The sequence below is a fragment of the Methylobacterium sp. J-030 genome (assembly GCF_022829545.1).
In the GTDB taxonomy this organism is placed as follows: domain Bacteria; phylum Pseudomonadota; class Alphaproteobacteria; order Rhizobiales; family Beijerinckiaceae; genus Methylobacterium.
The window spans coordinates 1-26189 of the sequence record NZ_JAKSYM010000034.1 but is presented as its reverse complement, the minus strand read 5'-3'; the positions used below and the strand labels follow the sequence as shown (position 1 = coordinate 26189).

General features: G+C 70.0%; 23 protein-coding genes. 17 read left to right on the top strand and 6 right to left on the bottom strand.

The features are described 5' to 3' along the window. Nucleotides 1–447 precede the first annotated feature (447 nt). From MKK75_RS01220 to MKK75_RS01195, 6 genes are all read left to right on the top strand, one after another. Entirely contained in the window at nucleotides 448–2064 is a 1617-nt protein-coding gene (locus MKK75_RS01220) for an ABC transporter substrate-binding protein (RefSeq protein WP_244040815.1), read from the top strand. A 9-nt stretch (nucleotides 2065–2073) separates the two neighbouring features. Next, nucleotides 2074–3054, top strand: a complete 981-nt coding sequence (locus MKK75_RS01215; RefSeq protein ID WP_244040814.1) for an ABC transporter permease — start codon at nucleotides 2074–2076, stop codon at nucleotides 3052–3054. Nucleotides 3055–3061: 7 nt separating this feature from the next. Then, nucleotides 3062–4033, top strand: coding sequence for an ABC transporter permease (locus MKK75_RS01210; protein WP_244040813.1), 972 nt, complete (start codon nucleotides 3062–3064; stop codon nucleotides 4031–4033). A gap of 196 nt (nucleotides 4034–4229) precedes the next feature. Continuing rightward, a complete protein-coding gene (locus MKK75_RS01205) occupies nucleotides 4230–5210 on the top strand; it encodes an ABC transporter ATP-binding protein (protein WP_244040812.1) in 981 nt (326 codons plus the stop codon). After that, a complete protein-coding gene (locus tag MKK75_RS01200; protein WP_244040811.1) occupies nucleotides 5207–6187 on the top strand; it encodes an ABC transporter ATP-binding protein in 981 nt (326 codons plus the stop codon). Before MKK75_RS01205 ends, MKK75_RS01200 begins: the two co-directional genes overlap by 4 nt. Before the next feature lie 175 nt (nucleotides 6188–6362). Continuing rightward, a complete protein-coding gene (locus MKK75_RS01195) occupies nucleotides 6363–7334 on the top strand; it encodes a helix-turn-helix domain-containing protein (RefSeq protein ID WP_279593476.1) in 972 nt (323 codons plus the stop codon). A gap of 12 nt (nucleotides 7335–7346) precedes the next feature. On the opposite strand, the gene MKK75_RS01190 is transcribed toward MKK75_RS01195, so the two are convergent. Further along, nucleotides 7347–7790, bottom strand: coding sequence for an MEKHLA domain-containing protein (locus MKK75_RS01190; protein WP_244040809.1), 444 nt, complete (start codon nucleotides 7788–7790; stop codon nucleotides 7347–7349). Between the two features lie 649 nt (nucleotides 7791–8439). On the opposite strand from MKK75_RS01190, the gene MKK75_RS01185 reads away from it, so the two are divergent. Further along, entirely contained in the window at nucleotides 8440–9144 is a 705-nt protein-coding gene (locus tag MKK75_RS01185; protein ID WP_244040808.1) for a ParA family protein, read from the top strand. 2 nt (nucleotides 9145–9146) lie between these two features. On the opposite strand, the gene MKK75_RS01180 is transcribed toward MKK75_RS01185, so the two are convergent. Then, nucleotides 9147–10529 carry a M20/M25/M40 family metallo-hydrolase gene (locus MKK75_RS01180; RefSeq protein WP_244040807.1) on the bottom strand — a complete coding sequence of 461 codons (1383 nt, stop codon included), beginning with the start codon at nucleotides 10527–10529 and terminating at the stop codon, nucleotides 9147–9149. A 370-nt stretch (nucleotides 10530–10899) separates the two neighbouring features. Here MKK75_RS01180 and MKK75_RS01175 point away from each other — a divergent pair, with 370 nt between their 5' ends. The 5 genes from MKK75_RS01175 to MKK75_RS01155 all read left to right on the top strand — a co-directional run bounded on the left by MKK75_RS01175 (nucleotide 10900) and on the right by MKK75_RS01155 (nucleotide 15474). After that, the gene (locus MKK75_RS01175; protein WP_244040806.1) at nucleotides 10900–11424 is read left to right on the top strand and encodes a (2Fe-2S)-binding protein; all 525 of its coding nucleotides are present in this window, start codon (nucleotides 10900–10902) and stop codon (nucleotides 11422–11424) included. Beyond that, entirely contained in the window at nucleotides 11421–12428 is a 1008-nt protein-coding gene (locus MKK75_RS01170; RefSeq protein WP_244040805.1) for an FAD binding domain-containing protein, read from the top strand. The genes MKK75_RS01175 and MKK75_RS01170 overlap by 4 nt, the downstream gene beginning before the upstream one ends. A gap of 8 nt (nucleotides 12429–12436) precedes the next feature. Beyond that, the gene (locus MKK75_RS01165; RefSeq protein WP_244040804.1) at nucleotides 12437–14704 is read left to right on the top strand and encodes a xanthine dehydrogenase family protein molybdopterin-binding subunit; all 2268 of its coding nucleotides are present in this window, start codon (nucleotides 12437–12439) and stop codon (nucleotides 14702–14704) included. A gap of 111 nt (nucleotides 14705–14815) precedes the next feature. Further along, nucleotides 14816–15253, top strand: a complete 438-nt coding sequence (locus MKK75_RS01160; protein ID WP_244040803.1) for an EamA family transporter — start codon at nucleotides 14816–14818, stop codon at nucleotides 15251–15253. Between the two features lie 65 nt (nucleotides 15254–15318). Then, nucleotides 15319–15474, top strand: coding sequence for a hypothetical protein (locus MKK75_RS01155; protein WP_244040802.1), 156 nt, complete (start codon nucleotides 15319–15321; stop codon nucleotides 15472–15474). An 18-nt stretch (nucleotides 15475–15492) separates the two neighbouring features. Here the strand turns inward: MKK75_RS01155 and MKK75_RS01150 are convergent, their stop codons facing one another. The 3 genes from MKK75_RS01150 to MKK75_RS01140 all read right to left on the bottom strand — a co-directional run bounded on the left by MKK75_RS01150 (nucleotide 15493) and on the right by MKK75_RS01140 (nucleotide 18571). Next, a complete protein-coding gene (locus tag MKK75_RS01150; protein WP_244040801.1) occupies nucleotides 15493–16173 on the bottom strand; it encodes a glutathione S-transferase family protein in 681 nt (226 codons plus the stop codon). A gap of 74 nt (nucleotides 16174–16247) precedes the next feature. Further along, nucleotides 16248–17732: a M48 family metalloprotease gene (locus MKK75_RS01145; RefSeq protein ID WP_244040800.1), complete on the bottom strand. Its 1485-nt coding sequence runs from the start codon at nucleotides 17730–17732 to the stop codon at nucleotides 16248–16250. A gap of 5 nt (nucleotides 17733–17737) precedes the next feature. Beyond that, nucleotides 17738–18571 carry a thermonuclease family protein gene (locus MKK75_RS01140; RefSeq protein WP_244040799.1) on the bottom strand — a complete coding sequence of 278 codons (834 nt, stop codon included), beginning with the start codon at nucleotides 18569–18571 and terminating at the stop codon, nucleotides 17738–17740. Nucleotides 18572–19143: 572 nt separating this feature from the next. Here MKK75_RS01140 and MKK75_RS01135 point away from each other — a divergent pair. The 4 genes from MKK75_RS01135 (at nucleotide 19144) to MKK75_RS01120 (ending at nucleotide 23958) form a co-directional block, all read left to right on the top strand. Continuing rightward, the gene (locus MKK75_RS01135; protein ID WP_244040798.1) at nucleotides 19144–19551 is read left to right on the top strand and encodes a helix-turn-helix domain-containing protein; all 408 of its coding nucleotides are present in this window, start codon (nucleotides 19144–19146) and stop codon (nucleotides 19549–19551) included. Between the two features lie 272 nt (nucleotides 19552–19823). After that, a complete protein-coding gene (gene metK / locus MKK75_RS01130) occupies nucleotides 19824–21002 on the top strand; it encodes a methionine adenosyltransferase (RefSeq protein ID WP_210031796.1) in 1179 nt (392 codons plus the stop codon). A 295-nt stretch (nucleotides 21003–21297) separates the two neighbouring features. Beyond that, complete coding sequence (locus MKK75_RS01125) at nucleotides 21298–22053, top strand: tRNA (guanine(46)-N(7))-methyltransferase TrmB (protein WP_244040797.1); 756 nt, start codon at nucleotides 21298–21300, stop codon at nucleotides 22051–22053. A gap of 177 nt (nucleotides 22054–22230) precedes the next feature. Next, complete coding sequence (locus MKK75_RS01120; RefSeq protein ID WP_244040796.1) at nucleotides 22231–23958, top strand: HWE histidine kinase domain-containing protein; 1728 nt, start codon at nucleotides 22231–22233, stop codon at nucleotides 23956–23958. Here the strand turns inward: MKK75_RS01120 and MKK75_RS01115 are convergent, their stop codons facing one another. Then, the gene (locus MKK75_RS01115) at nucleotides 23959–24792 is read right to left on the bottom strand and encodes a hypothetical protein (protein WP_244040816.1); all 834 of its coding nucleotides are present in this window, start codon (nucleotides 24790–24792) and stop codon (nucleotides 23959–23961) included. 303 nt (nucleotides 24793–25095) lie between these two features. Between MKK75_RS01115 and MKK75_RS01110 the strand changes: the two genes are divergently transcribed. Beyond that, nucleotides 25096–25695, top strand: coding sequence for a superoxide dismutase (locus tag MKK75_RS01110; protein WP_244040795.1), 600 nt, complete (start codon nucleotides 25096–25098; stop codon nucleotides 25693–25695). Nucleotides 25696–26189: the final 494 nt, after the last annotated feature.

The window sequence follows — 26189 nt, the reverse complement described above, 5'->3', positions numbered from 1 at the left end:
GCCAGACGTGTGCTCTTCCCTCTTGACGCGGCCGTCTCGTGTGCCGAGCCACGCGAGCTACTTCCTGCCCCATCTGCAGGGCAGGCTCGCCCTCGAATTTTTTTGTCAAGCAGGAGCCGGCATGCGGGACTCTCCGGAGTGCCTGGAGTTCACCCCTGTCTTCTTCCACTCCGGCTCTCCCTCTTCGGACGCCTGGTGACGCGCGCGCCTCCCTCCCCCGCAGAGGGGGGAGGGATGCGCACCTCGCGTCGCGCTCAATTCCCGGCTGAAAATCTCCGAAAAGCCCTGGATACCGCCGCCGATTAGCCCATCAACAACCCCCTGGTCCGAACCTTGCTGTGGGCGCGGCGTGCGCGCCGTTTGCCGATGCGCGGTGGCGGGTCTAAGCCTCAATCACCGCTTCCGCGGGGCGGCCTGCGCTCAACTTTCACGGTTTCGGAGTTCCGATTGTCCCGTTCAGCCCTGAAGACCCTCGCCCGCGGCGTGTCCGCGGCGGCGGTCGCGACCCTCGCGCTCGCCGCGCTGCCCGCGCAGGCCGCCAACGTCTTCCGCTTCGCCTTCCAGGGTGACCTGAAATCCCTCGACCCGTACTCCCTCAAGGAGAGCTTCACGGAAGGGATGCAGGAGGCCGCCTACGAGCCGCTGGTCACCCTCGACAAGAACCTGAAATTCGCGCCGGCCTTGGCCGAGTCCTGGGAGACGCCCGAGCCGACCCGCTGGCGCTTCCACCTGCGCAAGAACGTCAAGTTCCACGACGGCTCGCCGTTCACCGCCGACGACGTACTCTTCTCCGCCCAGCGCGTCCGCGCCCCGGGCTCGAACTTCACCACCAACGTGCCCGCCGACGCCGAGTTCGTGAAGGTCGACGACTACACCGTCGACATGGTGCTGAAGAAGCCGAACCCCATCGCCATCGCCCAGTTCCCGACCTGGGTGATCATGTCGAAGGCGTGGTCCGAGAAGAACGGCGTCGTCCAGCCGACGCCGCCCAGCGCCACCAGCCCGAGCTACGCCACGCTGCACGAGAACGGCACCGGCCCGTTCGTGGTCGCCGAGCACCAGCCCGGCGTGAAGACCGTCTTCAAGAAGTTCGACGGCTACTGGGGCAAGGTCGAGTCGAACCTCGACGAGGCGGTGCTCACCACCATCGCCAACCCGGCGACCCGGGTCGCCGCGCTCCTCTCCGGCGAGGTCGACTGGATCGACCCCGTGCCGCTGCAGGACCAGCAGCGGGTCAACGCCAGCGGCACCGCCACCGTGATGGCGGGGCCCGAGCTGCGCACGATCTTCCTCGGCATGGACCAGGACCGGGACGAGCTGAAGGATTCCTCCGTCAAGGGCAAGAACCCGTTCAAGGACATCAAGGTGCGCGAGGCCTTCTACCTCGCCATCGACGAGGATACGATCGCCAAGCGCGTGATGCGCGGGCAGGCGGTGCCCTCCGCGCTGATGATCGCCCCGGCCCTCTACGACCGCGCCGCCGAGTTCAAGCGCCCGGCCACCGACCTCAAGAAGGCCAAGGAGCTGATGGCCCAGGCGGGCTACCCGGACGGGTTCTCGCTCACCATGGATTGCCCCAACGACCGCTACGTCAACGACGAGGCGATCTGCCAGGCGGTGGTCTCGATGCTCGCCCGCATCAACGTCAAGGTGAACCTCAACGCCCAGCCGAAGGCCAAGTACTTCGCCAAGGTGCTGGCGCCGAACTACGACACCTCGTTCTACCTGCTGGGCTGGACCCCGTCGTCCCTCGACAGCCACAACATCCTGTACGAGATCGTCGGCTGCCGGAAACCCGGCGACAAGTCGGGCCGCGGCGGCTGGAATCTCGCGGGCTACTGCGATCCGAAGATCGACGCGATCGCCGACAAGGTCGAATCCGAGACCGATAGACCCAAGCGCGACGCCCTGATCAAGGAGGGCTTCGACGTGCTGAACACCGACTGGGGCTACATTCCCCTGCACCAGCAGGCCCTGGCCTGGGGCGTCTCCAAGAAGGTCCACCTGACCCAGCGGGCCGACAACCTGCTGCTGCTCTACTGGGTGTCGAAGGATCCGTCGTAGGAGCCCGGCGTGCTCGCCTTCCTGCTGCGCCGGGTGATCCAGGCGGCCGCGGTCCTCGCGGTCGTCGGGCTCATCGCCTTCGCGATGTTCCGGTTCGCGGGCGACCCCGTGAACCAGATCGTCGGTCCCGACACGACACAGGCCGAGCGGGCCGAGATCCGCAGGAGTCTCGGCCTCGACGACCCGGTGCTGGTCCAGTTCGCCCGCTATGCCGGCAACGTGGTGCGGGGGCAGTTCGGCATCTCGTACCAGTTCCGCCAGCCGGTCTCGCAGCTGCTGGCCGAGCGCATGCCGGCGACGCTGGAACTCGCCTTCTGCGCCACAATCTTCGCCCTGGTGGTGGGGATCCTGATGGGCGTGTACTGTGCGCTGTTCCGCGACTCCTGGCTCGCCGGGCTGTTCCAGGCGGTGTCGCTGATCGGGATCAGCCTGCCGACCTTCCTGATCGGCATCCTGCTGATCTACCTGTTCTCGGTGACGCTGGGCTGGCTGCCCTCCTACGGGCGCGGCGACACGGTGCGGCTCGGCTGGTGGACCACCGGCTTCCTGACCGCCTCCGGGCTCAAGGCGCTGATCCTGCCCTCCATCACCCTCGGCCTGTTCCAGATGACGCTGATCATGCGGCTGGTGCGCGCCGAGATGCTGGAGGTCTTACGCACCGACTACATCCGCTTCGCCCGGGCCCGGGGCCTCACCACCCGCGCGGTCCACCTGCGCCACGCGCTGAAGAACACCCTGGTGCCGGTGATCACCATCGCGGGGCTCCAGCTCGGCTCGGTCATCGCCTTCTCGATCATCACCGAGACGGTGTTCCAGTGGCCCGGCATGGGCCTGCTGTTCGTCCAGGCCGTGCAGAACGTCGATATCCCGATCATGTCCGCGTATCTGCTGCTCGTCGCCCTGATCTTCGTGACCATCAACCTCGTGGTCGACATCCTCTACACCGTGGTCGACCCGCGCCTGCGGCTCTCGTCCGCGCGCACCGCGTGAGGGCGACATGAGCGGATACGATCTCGACGCGGGCGACGCCCCGCCGGTCCCATTGCCGGAGGCGGCGCCCTCGCACCTCGCCCGCTGGCGCAACTCCGACCTGCTGGCGAACTTCCTGCGCTCGAAGGTGGCGGTGGCAGCGCTGATCGCCACCGTGCTGATGCTCGGCCTCGCCTTCGCGTCCCCGTGGATCGCCCCTCAGAACCCCTACGACCCCGCCCAGCTCGACCTGATCAACTCCAACCTGCCGCCGATCTGGCAGGCGGACGGTCAGGCGCCCTACTATCTCGGCACCGACGACCAGGGCCGGGACGTGCTCTCGGCGGTGCTGTACGGCCTGCGCCTGTCGCTGATCGTCGGCGTGCTCGGGGTGGTGACCTCCGGCATCCTCGGCATCGCGCTCGGGCTGATCGCCGGCTACGCGGGCGGGGCCGTCGACACGCTGATCATGCGGGTCGCCGACGTGCAGCTCACCTTCCCGGCGATCCTGATCGCCCTGGTGGTGGACGGCGTCGCCAAGGCGAGCTTCGGCAGCGCCCTCGACGTCGGGCCGCTGATCGGGCTGATCGTGGTGTCGATCGGCCTGTCCTTCTGGGTGCAGTACGCCCGGACCGTGCGCTCCTCCGTGATGGTCGAGAAGGGCAAGGACTACGTCCAGGCGGCGCGGCTGATCGGCCTGTCGTCCCCGGTGATCCTGGTCCGCCACGTCCTGCCGAACGTCACCGGCCCGGTCTTCGTGATCGCGACGATCAACCTGGCGCTGGCGATCATCACCGAGGCGACGCTGTCGTTCCTCGGCACCGGCCTGCCCGAGACCATGCCGTCGCTCGGCACGCTGATCCGCACCGGCAACCGGTTCCTGTTCTCCGGCGAGTGGTGGATCGTCGCCTTCCCGGGGCTGGCGTTGGCCGGACTCGTCATCGCCATCAACCTCCTGGGGGATTGGCTGCGCGACGCGCTCAATCCGAAGCTGCAATGATGGCTGAGGTTCTGCGCGTTCCCCCGCCCTATCCCACCCTCCACCTCATCCTGAGGTGCCGGAGCGCAGCGGAGGCCTCGAAGGAGGGCTCCAGGAATCGCGCGCGCTCTGGAGGGCTCCTTCGAGGCGCGCTGCGCGCGCACCTCAGGATGAGGGCGCGGGTTGGAGAAAGCTCCGTCGTCGGAACCTGCAAGCCATGACGGAAAAAATCCTCTCCGTGCGCGACCTGACGGTCGCCTTCGACACACGCCGCGGTCCGCTGACCGCCATCGACCGGGTCTCCTTCGACATCCACCGCGGCGAGATCCTGGGTGTCGTCGGCGAGTCCGGGGCGGGCAAGTCGGTGACCGGCTCGGCGGTGATCGGGCTGATCGACCGGCCCGGCCGGATCGCGGGCGGCGAGATCCATCTGCGCGGCGAGCGCATCGATAACCTCTCCCCCGAGGCGATGCGCCGAGTGCGCGGCCGGCGCATCGGCATGATCTTCCAGGATCCGCTGACCTCGCTCGACCCGCTGTTCCGGGTCGGCGACCAGCTCGTCGAGACCCTGCGCACGCACACCGATCTCTCCGCGAAGGCCGCCCGCACCCGCGCCATCGATCTGCTGGCCGAGGTCGGCATCCCCGCGCCGGAGCGGCGGATCGACGGCTACCCGCACGAATTCTCCGGCGGCATGCGCCAGCGGGTGGTGATCGCGCTGGCGCTCGCCGCCGAGCCGGAGTTGATCATCGCCGACGAGCCGACGACCGCGCTCGACGTCTCGGTCCAGGCCCAGATCATCACCCTGCTCAAGCGCCTCTGCCGCGAGCACGGAACCGCGGTCATGCTGGTGACCCACGACATGGGCGTGATCGCCGAGGCCGCCGACCGGGTGGCGGTGATGTATGCCGGGCGGGTCGCCGAGATCGGCCCGGTCGCCTCGGTGATCACCAAGCCGCACCATCCCTACGCGGCCGGCCTGATGGGCGCGATCCCGACCCTGTCGCAGGAGGCCGATCGGCTGAGCCAGATCCCCGGCGCGATGCCCCGGCTCACTGCCATCCCGCAGGGCTGCGCCTTCAACCCGCGCTGCCCGAAGGTGTTTGCCCGATGCCGCGTCGAGCGGCCCGAGCCGATCCCGGTCGAGGCGAGCCGGGTCGCCTGCCACCTGTACGATGCAGCGGAGCGCGCAGTGTGAGCGCCTACGTCGAGGTCACCGATCTGCGCCGCCGGTTCGACGTCTCGAAACCCTGGCTCAATCGGGTGATCGAGCGCGAACCGCGGAAATTCCTCACGGCGGTCGATCGCGTCGATTTCGCGATCGAGAAGGGGGAGACCTTCGCGATCGTCGGCGAATCCGGCTCGGGCAAGTCGACGGTGGCGCGGATGGTGGTCGGCCTGCTGCCGCCCTCCGCCGGCGAGGTGACGATCACCGGCGTCTCGATGACCGACCCGCGCCAGGCCGCCGCCCGCAGGCGCCTGCGCGCCCGGATCCAGATGATCTTCCAGGACCCCTACGCGTCGATGAACCCGCGCTGGCGGGTGGGGAAGATCATCGCCGAACCGATCCGGGCCTTCGCCCTGATCCAGGGGGAGGGGGCGATCCGAGCCCGGGTCAGCGAACTTCTGGGACTTGTCGGCCTCCACGCCGATGATGCCAGAAAATACCCGCACGAATTCTCCGGCGGTCAGCGCCAGCGGGTGGCGATCGCCCGGGCGCTGGCGAGCCAGGCCGAGTTCCTGGTCGGCGACGAGCCGACCTCGGCGCTCGACGTCTCGGTGCAGGCGCAGATCCTCAACCTGATGCGCGACCTGCAGGACCGTCTGGGGCTCACCTACCTGTTCATCTCCCACAACCTCGCCGTGGTCCGCCACATGGCGACCCGGGTGGGCGTGATGTATCTCGGCCGCCTCGTGGAGGTCACCACCGCCAAGGATTTGTTCGCGGCGCCGCGCCACCCCTACACCCGCATGCTCCTCGACGCGGTGCCCGACCTCGCCCATGTCGGCCGCGCCCGGGTTCCGGTCTCCGGCGAGATCCCGAACCCGATCGACCCGCCCCCCGGCTGCACATTCCATCCGCGCTGCCCGCTGGCGAATGACCGCTGCCGCGCCGAGGTGCCGGCTTTGCTCGACGGCGTCGCCTGCCACGCCGTGCAGGAAGGGCGGGCCTGAGGGTCCATTCCGATCGCCGTACCGGCTGCCGTGAGGGCTGCCGCGTACACCGCAAGCATTGTGCGTCGCTCGGTCTGCAACCGTACAGTTGATCGCATCCGGCGGTACAAATCCTCGCTTATGACACTGCTTTGCGGTTGCAGCGCGCAGCATTCGGCGCCATACGCCTGCCGTCATGCAGACAATTTTTTCGACGGATGAAGTACAGCCGCGGGACAGATTTCGTCACTGGCGGGATATCTGCGAAGATCGTTTGGTTCCGATGGTACAAAATCGCGTGGATGACGGACCATTCCACGCTTCGATCGCGGGTGCCACGATCGGCAACTTGGTGTTGACCAAATTCGCTCTTAGCAACTTGAGGGCCGTTACGACACCTCAGACACTTCGGCATGAAAGCAACAAGACTGACCATCTTTTCATGAGTATGGTCCTCACGGGCGCAGTATCAGCGGACCAATACGATCGATCGAGCACGGACAGGGCGGGTGATTTCTCGATCCGAGACACCAATACCCCCTGGACGATCGAGCACGACGGATACAGCGAGGTGCTGGCGATCCAGATCCCGCGGGAACGGCTGGAGGGCATGCTGGGCTCGACCCGCCGCTTCGCCGGACTGACCGTGGACGGCACCCTGCCGACCGCGATCCTGGCGCGGTCGTACCTGTGCAACCTCGCGCGGCTGGAGGGCCGGCTGACGCCCCAGGCGGCCGAGCGGCTGGTCGGGGTGGGGCTCGACCTGATCGCCGCCAGTGTCGCCGAGCGCATGGCGCTGGAGACGCCCAAGGCTCTGCACGGGACGGTGATCGTCCAGCGCGCCAAGGCTCATGTCGCGGCCCATCTCGGCGACACCGACCTCGATCCCGCGCAAGTCGCCGCGGCGGTGGGCGTGTCCCTGCGCCATCTCCAGATGCTGTTCCGCGGGGAGGGCCTCAACGTCGCCGCTTGGATCTGGCGGCGGCGGCTGGAGACCGCGGCGCAGCGCCTGTCCGACCCGGCGTGCTTGGCCATGCAGGTCGGCGAGGTGGCCTATCGCTGCGGCTTCACCGATCAGGCGCACTTCTCCCGCCGCTTCCGCGACCGCTACGGCGCGAGCCCGCGCGCGTACCGCCACGCGGCCCTGACCCAGGCGGCCGCATCCTGACCGATGCGCTCCTCACGCGTTTCGCCACTCCGGGAAGGTCGCGGCCTGGCCGACCGTTGCGCCGTCGCGGTCGAGCTGCCAGACGACCGCGCGTTCGATCCAGAAGCGGCGGCCGTCCTTGGCGATGCGCAGGCCGCGGTAGTTCCGGCTGAACCCGTCCCGGGAGACGGCGTCGAGCAGCCTCTGGCGCTCGGCGCGCTCGGGTGCTTCCGCCGAGAGCCGCGAGGGCAGACCGATCAGCTCCTCCCGGCTGTACCCGAAACAAATCTGCGCGGCCTGGTTGGCGTAGACGAAGCGCGGATCCGCGCCGCCGTCATGGGCCAGGACCGCGAACGGGGCCTGCCCGTAGAGCCACGCCGCGTCCGCCCCCTCGGGCGCCAGCGGCGTGCCCAGCCGCCGCGCGTAGCTGCCGGTGAGCACGGCGAAGACGTCCGGGTCGTGCGAGAGGTCGGTCATGGCGTGCCGGAAAGGGGGCGGCCCGAGCGGCCGCGGATCATCCGGATGCCGTCAGACCCGGTTTGGTCGCCGCGCGCAACGAGGATCCGCCGCAGCGGCCGCTGACAAACGCGGCCCGGTCAATACATCCGTTGAAATCTCGATGTTGTAATTATATATTTATAATCGTTCTTTCAATTGTTTTCGAATTGTACGGCAATCAAAGAGAGACTTATATTGATAGGTAAAGTGATTTGACACGAAATGAATCACGTATTGGTTGAATGCGTTGACGGACTCGCACCGGTCACGGTATAGCCCGATCAGTATCCGGCCTGCGACGGGCAGATCACCGAGGTTCCGTGGGCTCGGATCACGGCCCCCGAAGAGATCATGGTCGGGCCGGGATTGATGGTCCGCCGGCCTCGACCTGGGTGCTCAGTCTCACGCTCTTGATCCGATCCGGAGGGCCGGCCGCCGGCCTCAGGTGTTCACAGTCCCGTCGTCATGAAGTCCGGACTACGATCATCGCAGCGGACGCGCGCGTGCGCGAGTCGCTGAGCCGGGCCCCCGGTCCGGGATCCGGTCCATGGCCGCCGAGGCCCGCGGGACGGGGGCGGCGGGACCGTGAAGGCGCGGCGCAAGCACAGGCAGGCGACAGGTGACATACATGGATCCTGAAGGATCCGGGATCGAGCCCGGGACCGCGCCCCGACGGGCCACCCGGCCGCTGCGGATCCTCGCGGTCGCCGTCCAGAAGGGCGGCACCGGCAAGACGACGCTGGCCGCCTCCCTGGCGGTCGCCGCCGCCGAGGCGGGCGAGCGCGTGACCGCGCTCGACCTCGATCCGCAGAACTCCCTGGCGGGCTGGGGCGCCCTTCGGACGGAGGAGACCGTCACGGTCGACCGGGTCCAGCCCTGGGAGATCGGGCAGCTCCCGGCGATCCTGGACCAGCTGGCCGAGCAGGGCACGACGCTCGCCGTCCTCGACACCGCCGGCAGCTCCGCGGGGCTCGCGCCGGCCCTGAAGGCGGCCGATTTCGCGCTGCTGCCGGTGCGGCCCTCCCGGCTCGACATCGTGGCCGCCCGCCCGACGCTCAAGGCGCTGGTCGGCCTCGGCCTGCGCGGGCGGCTGGCCCTGGTGCTGAACCAGTGCCCGCCGCTGCCCTCGCCGCGCACCAGCGCCTATGCCGAGCAACTGCATGGGCTGGGGGTGCTGGCCGAGCCGAGCATCATCCACCGGGTCGATCACCAGGACGCCCTGGCGACGGGCCTGGGCGTGACCGAATACGCCCCCGGCAGCCCGGCCGCGGAGGAGATCCGGGCCCTCTGGGCCTGGATCGACGCGAAGATGCGGGCAGCCCCCGCCCGCTGAGGTCAGCCCTGGCTGAGGGCCGTCAGGATCCGCGCCCAGGAGCGCGTGCCCTTGTGGAAGCTCGTCAGGTCGTACTTCTCGTTGGGCGAGTGGATCCGGTCGTCGTCGAGGCCGAAGCCGATCAGCAGGGTGTCGCGCCCCAGGATCCGCTTGAAGTCGCCGACGATCGGGATCGAGCCGCCCGCGCCGACGGTGACCGCCGGCACGCCCCATTCCTCGGCGAGCGCGGCCTTGGCGGCGCCGAGCTGCGGCATGTCGAACGGCAGGCTGATCGCCCGCGAGCCCTTGTAGGTGATGAATTCGACCGAGCAATCCGCCGGGATGCGCTCCCGCACGAAGGCCTCGAAGTTGCGCGCCAGCGCCTGCGGGTCCTGATCGTCCACGAGGCGGAACGAGATCTTGGCCGAGGCCGTGGAGGCGATCACCGTCTTGGTGCCCTCGCCGGTGTAGCCGCCGACGATGCCGTTGGCGTCGCAGGAGGGGCGCGACTGCACCAGCTCGATCGGCAGGCGCCCGCGCTCGCCGGCGGGCTCCTTGAGGCCGATCGGGCCGAGCAGCTTCTCTGGCGTCAGCCCGAGGCCGCGCCACTGCTCCAGCACCTCGGCGGGGCGCTCGCGCACGCCCTCGTAGAAGCCCGGGATGGTGACCCGCCCGTCGGCGTCGTGCAGATCGGCGATGATCTTGGCGAGCACGTGGATCGGGTTGCGCGCCGCGCCGCCGAAGAAGCCCGAATGCAGGTCGCGGTCGGCGCAGGTGACCTTCACCTCGAAATACGCGAGGCCGCGCAGCGACGAGGTGATGGCCGGGGTGGCGCGGTCCCACATGGTGGTGTCGCAGACCAGCACCACGTCGCAATCAAGCTTTTCGCGGTTGGCCGCGACCCATTCGGGCAGGCCCTGCGAGCCGCTCTCCTCGGCGCCCTCGACCAGGATGGTGACGCCGCAGGGCAGCTCGCCGCTCATGGCGATATGGGCCCGGCAGGCCTCCACGAAGGTCATCACCTGACCCTTGTCGTCGGAGGAGCCGCGCCCGACGATTTTTTTTCGCCCCTCCTCGGACGCGACGTGCGGCTCGAAGGGCGGTGTCGTCCAGAGGTCGAGGGGATCGACCGGCTGCACGTCGTAATGGCCGTAGAACAGCACGTGCGGCGCGCCGGGCTTCGGCTTGTGGGCCAGCACCACCGGGTGGAGCGAGGTCTCCTCCACGGAGGTCGCGAAGCCGAGCGCCGTCAGGTCGCCGGCGAGCCAGGCGGCGGCCTCCCGGCACTGGCCGGCATAGGCCGGATCGGTGGAGATCGACGGGATCCGCAGGAAGGCGAACAGCCGCTCCAGGGCGTTCTCGAGGTCCGTGTCGATGTCGTTGAGGATCGCGTCGAGCGCGGCCATCGGGGGCTCCGGGGTTTTTTCGCACGACGAGGGTTAGCCGAGGCGGGGCGGGGGCGGCAATGTCGGGCGGTGGGTTTGGAAAATCTGGAGCCGCTTCGCGGCGAATCCTGCGCTGGGTCCCGGATCGGGTTCCGCTGGCGCTCCACCCGTCCGGGAAAGGGGTGGAGCAGGATGAAACACCGACCCTGTCCCGGGCGCATGCAGCGAAAGCGGAAAGCGACCCGGCGCGAGACCGCGCCGCGAAGCGGTTCCGCCTCTCCGCCGAGTTCGTCCGATCCGAGGCTGAGACCGTGTGTCCCGGAACGGGCGCAGATTGGAATGGTTATCGATCAAACCCCCGGGCCCAGCCGGCCCAGACCGTGGACACCCCATGCGCCTCGAGACACAGCCGCCCGTGTCGGCGGATACGCCGATCGGCATCACGCTCACGATCAACGGGCAGCGGCGCGAACTCCAGGTCGCCCCCTGGACCACGCTGCTCGACCTGCTGCGCGAAAGACTCGATCTCACCGGGACCAAGAAGGGCTGCGACCACGGCCAGTGCGGCGCCTGCACGGTGTTGGTGAACGGCACCCGGGTGAATGCCTGCCTGACGCTCGCCGTGATGAAGGACGGCGCCGAGATCACCACGGTGGAAGGCCTGGCCGGCCTCGGCGACCGCAAGGGCAGCAACGCCCTCCACCCGATCCAGGAGGCGTTCATCGAGCACGATGCCTTCCAGTGCGGCTATTGCACCCCGGGCCAACTCTGCTCGTCGGTCGGCCTGATGAACGAGGGCCACGCCCATACCCGCGAAGAGATCCGCGAGGCGATGAGCGGCAATATCTGCCGCTGCGGCGCCTACACCAACATCGTCGACGCCATCGAGGACGTCATGCAGGGGGGCGCCCGATGAACCGCTTCGATTACGTCCGCGCCGGCACGGTGGCGGAGGCTGTGCAGGCCTTCGGGGCGGGCGCCCGCTTCATCGCGGGCGGCACCAACCTGATCGACCTGATGAAGTACGATGTCGAGAAGCCGGGCCGGCTGATCGACATCACCCGCCTGCCCCTCGACAAGATCGAGGACCACGGGGGCGGCCTGCGGATCGGCGCGCTCGCCACCAACGCCAAGGTCGCGTACGACGACCGGGTCGCGGCGCGCTACCCGCTGCTGCGCAACGCGATCCTGGCCGGCGCCTCGGCGCAGCTGCGCAACGCGGCCTCGACCGGCGGCAACCTGCTCCAGCGGACCCGCTGCTACTACTTTTACGACACGGCCACCGCCTGCAACAAGCGCGAGCCGGGCTCCGGCTGCCCGGCGATCGGCGGGATGAACCGCATCCACGCGATCTTCGGGACGAGCGAGCACTGCATCGCCACCCATCCCTCCGACATGTGCATCGCGCTCGCCGCCCTGGAGGCGACCGTGCGGGTCAGCGGGCCGCAGGGCGAGCGGTCGATTCCCTTCGCCGATTTCCACCGCCTGCCGGGCGACACGCCGGAGATCGACACCAACCTCGCCCCCGGCGAGATCATCGTCGCGGTGGACCTGCCGGAGAGCCGCTTCCCGCAGCACTACACTTACCTGAAGCTGCGCGACCGCCTGTCCTACGCCTTCGCGCTGGTCTCGGTGGCGGCGGGCCTGGAACTCGACGGCGACCGGGTGAAGACCGCGCGTCTGGCGCTCGGCGGGGTCGCCCACAAGCCCTGGCGCAACTGCGCGGCCGAGACCCTGCTCGAGGGCAAGCCCGCGACCCGCGAGACCTTCCAGAAGGCGGCCGACCTCATCGTGTCCGAGGCGAAGCCCCAGTCGGAGAACGGCTTCAAGATCGAACTCGCCCGGCGCGCCATCGTGCGCGGCCTCGAACAGGCCGCCGCCGGCACGCCCCAGTCGCTCAGCGACAAGCGCATCCAGTAGGGCCCGCCATGACCGACACCGCCAGCCCCCAGACCTTCAGCTCCACCGGCCGCGACACCTTCGTGGGCACCCCGCTGAGCCGCATCGACGGCCCCGCCAAGGTGACCGGCCTCGCCAAGTACGCGGGGGAGTTCGCCGCCCCCGACCTCGCCTACGGTTGCGTCGTGTCGAGCGCCATCGCCAAGGGCCGGATCGTGGCGATCGACGCCGCCAAGGCCGAGGCGGTGCCGGGCGTCCTCAAGGTGCTCACCCACGAGAACCGGCCGCGCACCGCGTGGCGGGACAAGAACTTCCAGGACGCGGTGGCGCCGCCCGGCTCGCCGTTCCGTGCCCTCTACGACGACCTGATCGCGTTCAGCGGCCAGCCGGTCGCCCTGGTGGTGGCCGAGGATTTCGAGACCGCGCGCCACGCCGCCTCGCTGGTCCACGTGACCTACGCGGCGCAGGAGCCGGAGACCGACCTCGAAGCCATGCGCGGCCAGGCCTACGACCCGCCGACCAAGCGCGAGGGCATCAAGCCGCCGCCCAAGCCCTGGGGCGACGCCGACGCAGCGTTCGGCAGCGCGCCCGTCCGCGTGCGGGAGGGCTACAGCCTCGCCATCGAGCACCACAACCCGATGGAGCCGCACGCCTCGACCGTCGTGGTGGAGGCGGACGGGACCTACACGGTGTACGACAAGGTGCAGGGCGTCTCGAACAGCCAGCAATACCTCGCCGGGGTGTTCGGCCTGAAGCCCGATCAGGTCCGCGTGCTCAACCCCTATCTCGGCGGCGGCTTCGGCTCGGGCCTGCGCCCGCAATACCAGCTGTTCCTGGCCATGCTGGCCGCCCAGGAGCTGAAGCGCTCGGTCCGCGTGACCCTGACCCGGGACCAGATGTGGTCGTTCACCTACCGGCCCGAGGCGCTGCAGACGATCGCGCTCGGCGCCGAGCGGGACGGCCGCCTCGTGTCCCTCCAGCACGATGCCGTCCACGGCACCTCGCACTACGAGGATTACCAGGAGGTCGTCGTCAACTGGTCGGGCGTTCTCTACAAATGTGACAACGTCGCCCTGACCTACGGCCTCGTGAAGGTCGACACCCCGACGCCCGGCGACATGCGCGCCCCGGGCGCCGTCTCGGGTGTGTTCGCGATCGAGACCGCCATGGACGAGCTCGCCCACGCGATCGGGATGGACCCGATCGCCCTGCGGCTCAAGAACTACGCCGAGTCCGACGCCACCGCCGGGGGCAAGCCGTTCGGCTCGAAGGAGCTGAAGAGCTGCTTCGCGCAAGGGGCCGAGCGCTTCGGCTGGGCCAAGCGCAAGCCCGAGCCGCGCTCCATGCGGGACGGGCGGGAACTGGTCGGCTGGGGCGTGGCCACGGGCGTCTGGGAATCGATGATGATGCAGTCGAGCGCCATCGCGACCCTGACGCCGGACGGCCGCCTGACGGTCGGCAATTCCACCGGCGACATCGGCACCGGCACCTACACGATCCTCACCCAGATCGCGGCCGATACCCTCGGCCTGCCGATGGACGCGGTGACGACCAAGCTCGGCGACACCCGCCTGCCCGAGGCCCCGGTCGCGGGCGGCTCCTGGACGGCGGCCTCCTCGGGCACCGCCGTGATGAAGGCCTGCCGCAACGTCGGCGAGCAGGTGTTCAAGCTCGCCCGCGGACTCGAGAACTCACCGCTCGCCAACGTCGACTTCGACCGGGCCGTGTTCGCGGATGGCCGCATCTCCGTCACGGGCGATCCGGGCCGCAGCGTCGCCCTGGTGGAGGTGCTGCAGGCGGCGGGCGTCGACAAGGTCGAGGCGGTCGAGCAGGCCGGGCCCGACAAGGACTTCAACCAGAAATTCGAGGCCTACACCCACTCGGCGATCTTCGTGGAGGTGAAGGTCGACGAGGAACTGGGGCAGGTCCGGGTCACCCGGGTGGTCTCGGCGATCGCGGCCGGCAAGGTGCTGAACCCCAAGACCGCGCGCAGCCAGATCCTCGGCGGCGTGGTGATGGGGATCGGATCGGCGCTGGAGGAGGAGTCGATGCTCGACCACCGGCTCGGTCGGTTCATGAACCACAATCTCGGCGAGTACCACGTGCCGGTGAACGCCGACATCCACGACATCGACGTGATCTTCGTGGACGAGGAGGACAAGGCCAACCCCCTCGGCGTGAAGGGGCTCGGCGAGATCGGCATCGTCGGCACCGCGGCGGCGATCACCAACGCGGTGTTCCACGCCACCGGAAAGCGGGTCCGCGACCTGCCGATCACAGTCGACAAGCTGCTCTGAGAGCGCACGGCCGATGTTTCCCGTGAAACATCGGCCGCATGTGAGGTCCGCGATTGGGTATAGGAAAACCGTCGCACACGCCGTGCGGCGGTTGTTCCGTACGAGACCCCTGTGACTCACCTGCTGCAATCCTGGCGCTTCTGGGCGCTCGCCGCCGCGGGGTTCGCGGCGCTCACCGCGATCCTCGCCAAGCTCGGCGTGTCGGGCGTCCCGTCGGACGTCGCGACCCTCGTGCGCACGGTGGTGATTCTGATCTTCGCGGCCGCGATCGTCGTCGCCTCCGGGCAGGCGGGCGGGCTCGCGCAGATCTCCGGCCGCAGCCTCGTGTTCCTGATCCTGTCCGGGCTCGCCACCGGGGCGTCGTGGCTGTGCTATTTCCGGGCGCTGTCGCTGGGGGACGCCGCCCGGGTCGCGCCGCTGGACAAGCTCAGCGTCGTGCTGGTGGCGATCCTCGGCGCGGGCCTGCTCGGCGAGACCCTCAGCTTCGCCGCCTGGGCCGGCGTCGCGCTGATCGCCGCCGGGGCCGCCCTCGTCGCCTCGGGCTGGTGACGCCGCGCACCGATCCGTTAACCCGGACGGCGCATCCTGGCGGTCCCTCGCGAAAGGGGACCGCCATGGATTGGATCTACCGCGGCTTCGAGACCTCGCTTCTCGGTCTTGCCCTGTGTCTCGGCCTCGCGGCCTGCCTGATGCCGAGCGCCGACAGGCCCCCGGGCGGCGCGATGTCGATCACGCTGCCGATGCTGTCGGTGACGGCCCCGGCGCCCTGAGCGAGGGCCGGGCCGCCGTCACGCGGCGCTGCGGGTAGCGGGGAACATGATGCCCCGGGCCTCGTCGTCCATCTCGGCCTTGAAGGCGTGCCGGCCCTTCAGGGCCTCCGCGGCCTGGGCGGCGGGGCGGGCGTTGATCGCGTCGAGAAGGCGCTTCACGTTGGGCAGCTCCGCGAAGGCGTTCTCGCCGATGATGAACGGGATCATCCGGGCCCAGCCCCAGACCGCCATGTCGACGATCGTGTAGCTCTCGGCCAGGACGTAGGTGCGGTCCTTCAACCGCTCGTTGAGGATGCCCCAGTGGCGCCGCGCCTCGAACGTGTAGCGCTCGGTGGCGTAGGCGCCGCCATCCTTCGCGAAGTGGCGGAAATGCACGCATTGGCCCGAGAACGGCCCGAGGCCGGTGGCCACGAACATCAGCCAGGACAGCATCTCGCCGCGCACCGGCTCGCCCTCGGGCAGGAACCGGCCGGTCTTGCCGGCGAGGTAGAGCAGGATGGCGTTCGAATCGAACACCGTCACGTCGCCGTCGACGATCGCCGGCACCTTCCCGTTCGGGTTGACCGCCGTGTAGGCCGGATCGAACTGCTCGCCCCGGCGCGTATCCACCGGCACCGGCTCGTAGGGCAGGCCCATCTCCTCCAGGCAGAGGGCGACCTTCATGGGGTTGGGGCTGAGATTGTAGAAGAATCGAATCACGGCACTCTCCCTGAACGACCCCGGGAGAATCTCCGAGGCTGAGCCCCGCACAAGCCGCGGCCCACGCAGGGCGACTATTCCGTCACGATCTTGTAGCCGCGGCCCGGCACCAGCGCGGCGCCCCGCTCCAGCCCGTTGAGGACGAGGAATCGCTCGAGCGCCCGGTCGGGCACCGCCATGCGACGGGCCAGTTCCTCGGCGCTGGGCGAGGTCGCCTGCACCACCTGCAGCCGCAGGGGGCGCAGCACCGCCTCCTCGGGCGCGATCGCCCCGAGGGTCGCGGTCCAGCGGCGGAAGGCCGGGTCGGGATCGGTCGCGCCCTTGGCGGCCATGATCATCCGGTAGGTCGACTCGCCGATCCGGATCGCCGCGAGGCGGAAGGTCCATTCCTTGCCCCGCGACAGCGCGAAGGCCGCCGGGTGGCCGGCCACCTCCCGGGTCTCGAAGCCCGCCGGGTCGAACGCGTCGTTCCAGCTCGCCTTCAGCACCGCGTCGAGGGGCTCGCCGTCCTTGGCCTCGATCTGGTCGAACAGCAGGCGCCGGGTGCCGTCCGGGGTCGTGCCGAGGACCGCCGAGCGGGTGTTCTCCAGGGTGAACCCCTCCGGCACCTCGAAGGCGATGCCGAGCCCCGGATGGAGGAAGCGGTGGCCCCGCACCGCGCCGTCGCGCGGGTTGTCGCCGTAGGCGAGCCCGTCCACCGCGGCGAGGTAGCCGGCCCGGTCGTCGGTGCCGATGCCCGGCGCGCCGATCCGGCGGGCCGCCCGGGTGACCTGGGTGACGCGCTCGGCGGTGCCCGGATGGGTCGCCAGCATGTCGGGCTCGCTCGCGCTGCTGGCCTTCAGCCCGGTCGAGCGGTTGAGGGCGGTGAGGAAGCGGCCGGCCGCGAAGGGATCGTAGCCCGCCTTGGCGAGGGTGCGCACGCCGGTGGCGTCCGCCTCCAGCTCCTGCTCGCGGGAGAAGCGAGCCAGCGCGAAGCGCGACTGGTTCTGGAGCTGCGCGCCGGTATCGGGGTCGTTCAGCACGTCCTTGACGACCCGGCTGACCAGCGCCGAGCGCAGTTCCAGCTCGCTGCGGGCGGTGGCATGGTTGAGGGTCACGTGCGCCATCTCGTGCGCCAGCACGGCCGCCACCTCGGAGGTGTCGCTCGCCAGCGCCACGAGCCCGCGGGTGACGTAGAGCCGCCCGTTCGGCAGCGCGAAGGCGTTGACCACCGGCGAATCGAGGAGCGTCACCCCGTAGGTCTGGTCCGGCCGGTCGCTCGCCTTCACGAGGCGGTCGGTCACCTCGGTCAGCATCCGCGTGACGTTGGGCGCCCGGGCCTCGCCCCCGAAGGAGGCGACGAGCTTGACGTGGTCGGCGTCCGCCACGCGCTCGCGGCCGGTGGTCCGCGGCGCCTCGACCGGCACCCGCACCATCGCGGGCTGCACGGTCGCGGCACTCTGGTCGGCCACGCAGGCGCCCAGGATCAGGCTCACCGACAAGGCCGTGGCACAGGGAGCCGCCGACCTCGGCAGGACGCGGTCCGCCGCCCGAAAAAATCCCCCCGTGATCCCGCCCATCGCGATCAGCGCCGCAGCCCCCGTTCCGTCTCCGAGCCGGCCTCGGGCCGGTCCGCCTCGCCGAGGACCTCGATGGCGTCGGCCCCGGCCTCAAGGGTCGGACCGCGCCGGATCTCCACGACCCCGCGTACCCGCACGGGCCGGCCTTCGAGCGAGGACGCACTCAAACCACGGGCAAGCACCATTCGCCAAGTGCGTTTCGATACCGTCACCGTGAGCGCGTCGGCGCCCCGGGGGCCGAAATCGAGATAGGTCCGGGCGCCGCGCTCGCCCACATGGCGAACCCGGCCCTCCACCACCACGAAGCGCCCCGCAAGCGCCCGCAGCGCCGGACCATCGGTCGCGTCCGGCAGGGGCAAGCGCCACAGGCCGAGCCGTTTCGCCCGCGCGGCCGCCTCGACCAGACGCAGGGCCGGGCGGCAGAGCGAATCGGCCTCGTTCGCGTCCGCGAAGGCGAGGCCGGCGCCGATCAGGCCGCCTGCGAGATCCGTGTCGCCCTCCGCGGCCTGAATATCGGCCCGCGCCCGGCCCCAGCGGTCGGGCTGCCCCCGGGGCGTCACCGCGAGTCCGGTGCCCCGCCGGGCGTCGAGCCAGGCCTGCGCCGCGGCGGCCAGCTCCGGCGCGTCCGGCCAGCGCAGGGAATCGAGCACCGCGCGGGCACCCGAGGCGAGGCGGATCTCGCCCCGGAGCCCGACGCCCTCCAGGATCTCGGCGCGCGACGCACCGGCCGTGCAATCCGCCACGCCGCCCCGCTGTGCCGCCCGAACGGCGGCCACGCTCGCCCACGCCGCCAGCAGCGCAGCCCCGATCCGCTTCGCCGATCCCGCAATCCCGCGCATCCGACAACCCCGGGCCATCATGCGCCAGGGAATGACCCTGTCCAGCGGGGCGCGGTTGGCCTGGCCTGAGGGAAATGCTATGGACCGCGCGGTTGTCTCCGTAGCTCAGCTGGACAGAGCACAGGTTTCCTAGAACAGGTTCAATTGGGCGTCGCGCCGGGAAACCGCGCGGCGGATCCGCTCAAAGTCGGGGAAAGCTTCCGGCGCCGGCCCGTCCGGCACCGTGCCGATCCCGAGCCAAGCCCGCCCGGCGCATCCGCGCCCCGCGGGAAGGTGTAGAGACTAGACGGGCGGCACCTAAAGGCCGGATGCGAATCCGGTCCACGGTGAAGGGATAGTCCAGGCCACGAACGCGGCCCCCGGGTCGCGGCGGCGAAAGCCGAAGTGGTATGAAACCTGGGGTCGCAGGTTCGAGCCCTGCCGGGGACGCCAACCTTCCGAATGAAGGCGCCGCACAGCGTGGTGGCGCGGCCGGATCCTTTACCCTGTCGATCGCCGACCGGTGACAAGATCCGCGGCCCGCGCTAAGCTTTGCCGCCAGGAATCGTGGCAAGGGGGTGGGCGAGCTCTTCATGGCGGGTCAGAAAACCGATCAGCGCGACGTGTATGTCGGGCAGCGCATCGCTGAGCAGCGGCGGAAGGCATCTCTCACGCAGCGCCGGGTCGCGCAAAGCTTCGGTATGTCTGCCGCTCAGCTCCAGAAATACGAGAAGGGTACCAACCGGATCAGCGCCGTCCATCTCGACATCTTCTCGCGGATGACCGGCGTGCCGATGGACTACTTCTTCAAGGGCATGCCGCGGACCGACGACTTTGTCGCCCCGGGCTTCGGCGAGCGCGAGCAGGCGTCCCTGTCCAACAACGGGCTGAAGGGGCTGGCCGAGGTCGTTGGCCGTCACATCATCGACAATTGCTCCGAGGAGACCCGCCGCGACGTCGCCGACGCGATCCGGGCGCTGGAGAACAAGCTCGGCAGCTAGAGCCGTGCCGGATCGCGTTGCCCACGGTACGCGACCACAGACAGAAATGCCTCGAAGCGGCTGTTCAACCCACCTCCTCATCCTGAGGGACCGGAGGGGGGAGCGCAGGCCTCGACAGAGCGGGGCGGCCGTTTTTCCACTCGCATCGTCCGGTATAGCGGATCCGTTCGGTAATCCGTCTTGACCAGGCTCGGGTCGGGTGCGAGAACCCCGCCCCCAAGAAGGGTCAAGCGCCGCGATCGCGCCGGCGTACTCTGCAGCCGAGGCCGCCCATGCCGCGTTCCAACTACCTGTTCACCAGCGAGTCCGTCTCCGAGGGGCACCCGGACAAGGTCTGCGACAGGATCTCGGACACCGTGGTGGACGCCTACCTGACGGCGATGCCGGAGGCACGGCTCGGTGTCGAGACGCTGGCCACCACCAACCGAATCGTCATCGCCGGTGAGGTGCGCGGGCCGGATTCCGTGACCTTCAAGGACCTGGAGGCCCTGACCCGCGAGGCGGTGAGGGATATCGGCTACGAGCAGTCGGGCTTCCACTGGAAGAACAACGACGTCGCCATCCACCTGCATGCCCAGTCGGCCGACATCGCCCAGGGCGTGGACGCGGCCGGCAACAAGGACGAGGGCGCGGGCGACCAGGGCATCATGTTCGGCTACGCGGCCGACGAGACCCCCGAGCTGATGCCGGCCCCGATCTTCTACGCCCACCGGATCCTCAAGGACCTCGCCGACGCCCGCCGGGCCAAGCAGGGCGACGCCGCCAAGCTCGGCCCCGACGCCAAGAGCCAGGTGACGGTCCGCTACGAGAACGGCCGCCCGGTCGAGGTCACCCAGATCGTGCTGTCGACCCAGCACCTCGACGAATCCCTGGATTCGGCGGACGTGCGCGCCATCGTGGAGCCCTACATCCGCAAGGCGCTGCCGGAGGGCTGGGTCAACGAGGGCACGGCCTGGCACGTGAACCCGACCGGCAAGTTCGTGATCGGCGGCCCCGATGGCGATGCCGGCCTCACCGGCCGCAAGATCATCGTCGACACCTACGGCGGCGCGGCCCCCCACGGCGGCGGCGCCTTCTCAGGCAAGGATCCGACCAAGGTTGACCGCTCGGCGGCCTACGCGGCCCGCTACCTCGCCAAGAACGTCGTGGCCGCGGGCCTCGCCCGCCGCGCGACGATCCAGCTCGCCTACGCGATCGGCGTCTCGAAGCCGCTCTCGATCTACGTGGATCTGCACGGCACCGGCAACGTGGACGAGGCCAAGCTCGAGGGCGTGCTGATGGACGCCCTGGACCTGTCGCCCCGCGGCATCCGCACGGCGCTCGGCCTCAACAAGCCGATCTACGCGCGCACCGCGGCCTACGGCCATTTCGGCCGCGCCCCGGAGGCCGATGGCGGCTTCTCCTGGGAGCGGACCGACCTCGCCGACAAGCTGAAGTCGGCGCTCGCCTGAGCCCGGGTCAATCCGGAGCCCGGGCCGAATTTCGGCCGCGCGATCGGGGGCGGATGAACGGGGTGGTGTTTTCACCGCCGCCCCTGTCCCGGACGCATGAAGCGCCAGCGGAATGCGATCCTGGACGCAGCAGAGAACGACGCGAAGCGTCTTGCTGGGAGACCGTCGCACAGATACCGAGCGATCACATCGTGCCGCTTCGCAGCGTGTCGGGCGCTGGGTCCCGGATCACCTTCCGCTGACGCTCCAGGTGTCCGGGACAGGGGCGCGTCCACTCTCCAAATGTGTTGAGCCGTTGGACACCGACAAGCCTGGACGTCCCGCGCATCCGGCCGAGGAGCCGGAGCGCGCCTTCTTCGGCCGGCGGAAGGGCAAGCGCCTGCGCGGGGAGCAGGAGCGGCGGCTCGCCGACCTGCTTCCGGCCCTGCGGGTCGACCTACCGCCGGACGGGGCGCCGCTCGATCCGCGCACGCTGTTCCCGGCCCTGGCGGCCCCGCCCGAGGCAGTGTGGCTGGAGATCGGCTTCGGGGGCGGGGAGCACCTCGCCGCGCAGGCCGCAGCGCATCCCGGGATCGGCTTCATCGGCGCCGAGCCCTTCGTCAACGGCGTGGCGAAGCTCCTCGCCGCGATCGAGGCGCGATCCTTGCGCAACATCCGCATCCGCGACGCGGACGTGACGGCGCTGCTGGCGCGCCTGCCGGAGGCCTGCCTGGACCGGGTCTACCTGCTCTATCCCGATCCCTGGCCGAAGCGGCGCCAGCGCAAGCGCCGGTTCGTGTCGGACGCCTCGCTCGCCGAGATCGGCCGGGTCCTGAAGGATGGCGGCCTGTTCCGCTTCGCCAGCGACATCGACGACTATGCCGGCTGGACCCTGGTGCGGACCCTGCGCTCCCCGATCCTGACCTGGACGGCGCGGGGGGCGTCGGACTGGACGCAACCCTTCCCGGGCTGGCCCGGCACCCGCTACGAGGCCAAGGCGGTGGCGGCCGGACGGCGGCCGACCTACCTGGAATTCGCCCGCCTGCCGCGCGGCTCCGGACCTGCGGCCTGACACGCCTCCGGCTTCCCCTTCGGCCGTCCGCGCTCTAAGCCCGCAGGGACGGGACATCGCGATCCACGGGGACCACCTTGCCACGGCCACGCTCGGGCGCCATCCTGATTCGGTCGCGACGGGCGAGGGGCCCTCTCCTGCGGGAGTGCGCTCGGGCGCGTTCGAGGATTCGTCCAAGTGAGTGAGCAGGTGGGCCAGGACTCCGCGGCGGACGATCCGTATCGCACCGGCTTCGAGGAGGCCGCGATCGGCCTCCTCGTGCTGTCGGCGGACGAGAGCCTGATCGTGGCCGCCAACCGGACCCTGCACGACCTGATCGGCTGGCCCCCCGGCACGCTGCCCGGACGGGCGGCCGCAGAACTCCTCGGCGACGAGCCGAGCGGCCTGCAAGGCCGCCTTCAAGCCGGCCTTCAGCTCTGGCGGCGCGCGGATGGCAGCCCCCTCGACGTGCGGGTGATCCGGGCCGGCCGCACCCTCGTGGTCGAATCCGTCGATGTGGACGCGGCCGCCCATTCCGAGGCGAACAGCGAGGCGCTGGCCGCCGCGGGCCTCGGGGAATGGCGCTGGGACGGGGCGACGGGCCTCCTCACCCTGTCGCGGCGCGCGGCGCGGATCCTGGGCCGGCCGCCGGGCCGCTCCGTGTCCTGGGAGGACATGACGACCAGCCTGTCGGAGGCCGAACTCGCCCGCCTCGGCGCGCTCACCGCCGAGGCCGGCGCAACCGGTTCGTCCTACCAGTTCGACACGCCCATCACGGTGGCCGGGCGCACGGTGATCCTGCGGGTCCGGGGGCAGGCGGTGCCGGGTCCCGACGGCGAGCCCGCCAGCATGGTCGGCGTCATCCAGGACATCACCACCCGGGTCGAGGCCCGGGACGAGATCCTGTCCCGCGACCAACGTCTGCGGGTCGCCACCACGATCGCCAAGCTCGGCATCTTCGAATGGCATATGCTTGAGGACCAGGCGATCTGGGAGAACGAGCACATGTACGAGATCTTCGGGCACGCGCCCGAGGACGGCACCATCGGCAAGGCCGAGTTCCTCAACGACATCCTTCACCCGGAGGACCGCCCGGCCGTGCGCAAGGCGATCTCGCGGGCGCTGCGGGAGGACGGGATCCTGCAGATCGGCGGCCGCATCCGGCGCAAGTCCGACGGCGTGTGGCGCACGATCGACATGGCCGGCCGGTTCGAGCGCGACGCCCCCGGCCGGCTGCCGCGCCGCCTGATTGGGGTCGTGGCGGACGTGACCGACCGGCGCATCGCCGAGGAGCGCCAGAGCCTGCTGATCCGCGAGTTGCACCACCGGGTGAAGAACACGCTCGCCACCGTGCAGGCGATCGTGGGCTCCACGGCGCGCACGGCCTCGAGCATCGAGAGCTTTTATGAGGCCTTCGTCGGGCGCATCAAATCGCTGGCCCACACCCACTCGGTGCTCACCGAGGACGCGTGGCAGATGGCCTCGCTGGAGAATCTCCTGCTCAACGAGCTGAAGCCCTACGCGGAGGTGGACGCGGAGGGGGGCGCGGAGGGGCGCATCAGCCTGTCGGGCCCGGGGATCGATCTGCCCTCCGAGATCGCGGTGCCGATCGGGATGGCGATCCACGAACTCACCACCAACGCCGCGAAGTACGGGGCGCTCTCGAACCGCACCGGGCGGGTCGCGGTGGCCTGGACGCTGGAGCCAGGCGGTCCGGCCGGGATCCTGCGCTTCTCCTGGCGGGAGACGGGCGGGCCGCCGGTCGCGCCGCCGAGCCGCCAGGGCTTCGGCTCGCGGCTGCTCCAGCGGGTCCTGATCGCGCAGGTCCAGGCCGAGGTGACGACCGATTACGCTCCGGGCGGCTTCACCCTCACCATGCGGGCCCCGATCCCGCCGCGCAACGACAGCCTCAACCCGCTGGTCTGATCAGGCCGCACCGCGCGTGCCGGCTTCGCCGCCGCCGTCCACGAAGGCCTTCAGCTCGTCCAGCGACGCGAAGGTGAACCGGCCCTGCGGCGTCTCCGCCTCGATCGAGCCGTTCTCGAACATCACGTAGGTGTTGCCCCCCGAGGCGTAGCGTCCGACCACGGTCCGGGTTTCCAGCTTCGGGGCCGCCGGCTCCGGCGCGGCAGCCTGGCGCGCGGACGGCTCCGCCCCCGGACCCAGGACGGATTCGGGCGCGACGAACAGGTCGTCCTCGGGGGCGATCACGCCGGCCGGCCGGATCGGCTCGGGCCCCTCCTGCTGGGGCGGCTCGCGTTTGGCGGCCTCCCTGGGGAGGGTCGGCCCCCGCGGGACGATTGGCGGCGCGGGGGGCTGCGGGGTCGGTTCGGCCCGGACCGGCTTCGGCAGATCGGCCGGCACGGGTGACGCCGCCTCCGCGCGGAGGTCCAGGTTCGGCTCGATCCGGGGGCGCTCGGGATCGAAGGGTGGCTCGACCACCGGCGGCACGAGGAAGGCCGGCGCCGTGGGCAGGATCGGCGGCTTGGACCGACCCTCGTCGCCGGCAGAAGCCACCGCGCCGGGGACGGTCTCCCGCGGCCCGGATGCCGGGATCTGCGCGAGCGCCCGCGCCACGCGCCGGAAGCTGAAGGCGAGCACGCCGAGGCCCAGGAGGACTGCCCCCGACGAGGCCGCCACCGAGCCCGCGATCACCATCGCGAGCCCGCTCTCCAGACGCACATACGGGAAGCCCTGGATCACGGCGGCGCAGCCCCCGATGATCATGGCGGCGGCGAGCGCGAACAGCGCAGCGATCATGAGACTCTCTGGCACGTGCCGGCTCCCCGCCGGCTCTCAAGGCGTGGCGCACAGTAAGGCCTGGCGGTCATATTGCAAAACCGGATGGCGAGATCCCCCTGGATACCGCCCTCCGCCGGTTGTCGGCCGGCCGACAACCGGCGCCCGATCGCCCCGGATCCCGGCACTTCGCGCACGGCCGGCCCGGAACGGCGTTGCCGTCCTGCGGCGCCCGACTTACCTAGCGGTCTCTCGACTCGGGAGCCCCCGCCGGGGACGAGGCTGCCCCCTGCCCATGTTCTTTGCCAAGCGGAGACGGACGCGATGACCTTCACCCTGCCGGAACTGCCCTACGCGTATGATGCGCTCGGGCCGTACATGTCGAAGGAAACCCTCGAGTTCCACCACGACAAGCACCACAAGGCCTATGTCGATACGGGCAACAAGCTGCTCGAGGGCACCGATCTCCAGGGCAAGAGCGTCGAGGAGATCGTGAAGGCGGCCTACAACACGAACCAGCCGCTCTTCAACAACGCCGGCCAGCACTACAACCATATCCACTTCTGGCAGTGGATGAAGCCGAACGGCGGCGGCGCGATCCCCGGTGCGCTGGCCAAGAAGATCGACGAGGATCTCGGCGGCGCGGAGAAGTTCAAGGCGGATTTCATCCAGGCGGGCGTCGGTCAGTTCGGCTCGGGCTGGGCGTGGCTCGCCGTCAAGGACGGCAAGCTCGCGATCATGAAGACCCCGAACGGCGAGAACCCGCTGGTCCACGGCGCCAAGCCGATCCTCGGCGTCGACGTGTGGGAGCACTCCTACTACATCGATTATCGCAACCGTCGGCCCGACTACCTGAAGGTGTTTATCGAGAACCTCGTGAACTGGGAGCACGTGGAGAAGATGTACGCCGAGGCGATCGCCTGAGGCGGCTTCGCGGGTGCCGTGGGCCCTGTGTCCGCGGCACCCTTGAGGTGACCGACGAAACCGGCTCTTGATGCGCCCGACGCCGGATGACCCGGTGAAAAAGGGTTCGGCCATTCCTTTGTTGCGCGACGCTTCCGGCTTCACCCCCTCCCCCCTTTGCGGGGGAGGGTGGCCCTCGCGTCAGCGAGGGTCGGGAGAGGGGAACCCGGCTTCCGCAAAGGGAGCGACCTTCACGCAGCATAGAGCTTTGTCCTGCGCCGTCGCTCCCCTCGCGCGGGACTTCGTCCCGACCCGACCCCCTTCGGGGGCCACCCTCCCCCGCAGAGCCGACTGTAGGCGCGGATGCTTAAGCGCCGGTTCCGCCGGGCGGCTGATGGGGCTCGCGTCGTCTCGGCGGCGTGCGCTGACACACCCGGGACACGCCCGGAATGCGGCGGTCGCGGGGCGGAGGAGCCGGACCGGCGATTTCACGCGGGTCGGTTGCGGCGCTGCAA

Excerpts from the sequence above, each read along its gene's own strand:
- MKK75_RS01210 (WP_244040813.1), top strand. The coding sequence starts at position 3,062 with ATGAGCGGATACGATCTCGACGCGGGCGACGCCCCGCCGGTCCCATTG.
- MKK75_RS01205 (WP_244040812.1), top strand. The coding sequence starts at position 4,230 with ATGACGGAAAAAATCCTCTCCGTGCGCGACCTGACGGTCGCCTTCGAC.
- MKK75_RS01195 (WP_279593476.1), top strand. The coding sequence starts at position 6,363 with ATGCAGACAATTTTTTCGACGGATGAAGTACAGCCGCGGGACAGATTT.
- MKK75_RS01190 (WP_244040809.1), bottom strand. The coding sequence starts at position 7,790 with ATGACCGACCTCTCGCACGACCCGGACGTCTTCGCCGTGCTCACCGGC.
- MKK75_RS01185 (WP_244040808.1), top strand. The coding sequence starts at position 8,440 with ATGGATCCTGAAGGATCCGGGATCGAGCCCGGGACCGCGCCCCGACGG.
- MKK75_RS01180 (WP_244040807.1), bottom strand. The coding sequence starts at position 10,529 with ATGGCCGCGCTCGACGCGATCCTCAACGACATCGACACGGACCTCGAG.
- MKK75_RS01175 (WP_244040806.1), top strand. The coding sequence starts at position 10,900 with ATGCGCCTCGAGACACAGCCGCCCGTGTCGGCGGATACGCCGATCGGC.
- MKK75_RS01170 (WP_244040805.1), top strand. The coding sequence starts at position 11,421 with ATGAACCGCTTCGATTACGTCCGCGCCGGCACGGTGGCGGAGGCTGTG.
- MKK75_RS01165 (WP_244040804.1), top strand. The coding sequence starts at position 12,437 with ATGACCGACACCGCCAGCCCCCAGACCTTCAGCTCCACCGGCCGCGAC.
- MKK75_RS01155 (WP_244040802.1), top strand. The coding sequence starts at position 15,319 with ATGGATTGGATCTACCGCGGCTTCGAGACCTCGCTTCTCGGTCTTGCC.
- MKK75_RS01145 (WP_244040800.1), bottom strand. The coding sequence starts at position 17,732 with ATGGGCGGGATCACGGGGGGATTTTTTCGGGCGGCGGACCGCGTCCTG.
- MKK75_RS01140 (WP_244040799.1), bottom strand. The coding sequence starts at position 18,571 with ATGCGCGGGATTGCGGGATCGGCGAAGCGGATCGGGGCTGCGCTGCTG.
- MKK75_RS01135 (WP_244040798.1), top strand. The coding sequence starts at position 19,144 with ATGGCGGGTCAGAAAACCGATCAGCGCGACGTGTATGTCGGGCAGCGC.
- metK (WP_210031796.1), top strand. The coding sequence starts at position 19,824 with ATGCCGCGTTCCAACTACCTGTTCACCAGCGAGTCCGTCTCCGAGGGG.
- MKK75_RS01115 (WP_244040816.1), bottom strand. The coding sequence starts at position 24,792 with ATGATCGCTGCGCTGTTCGCGCTCGCCGCCGCCATGATCATCGGGGGC.
- MKK75_RS01110 (WP_244040795.1), top strand. The coding sequence starts at position 25,096 with ATGACCTTCACCCTGCCGGAACTGCCCTACGCGTATGATGCGCTCGGG.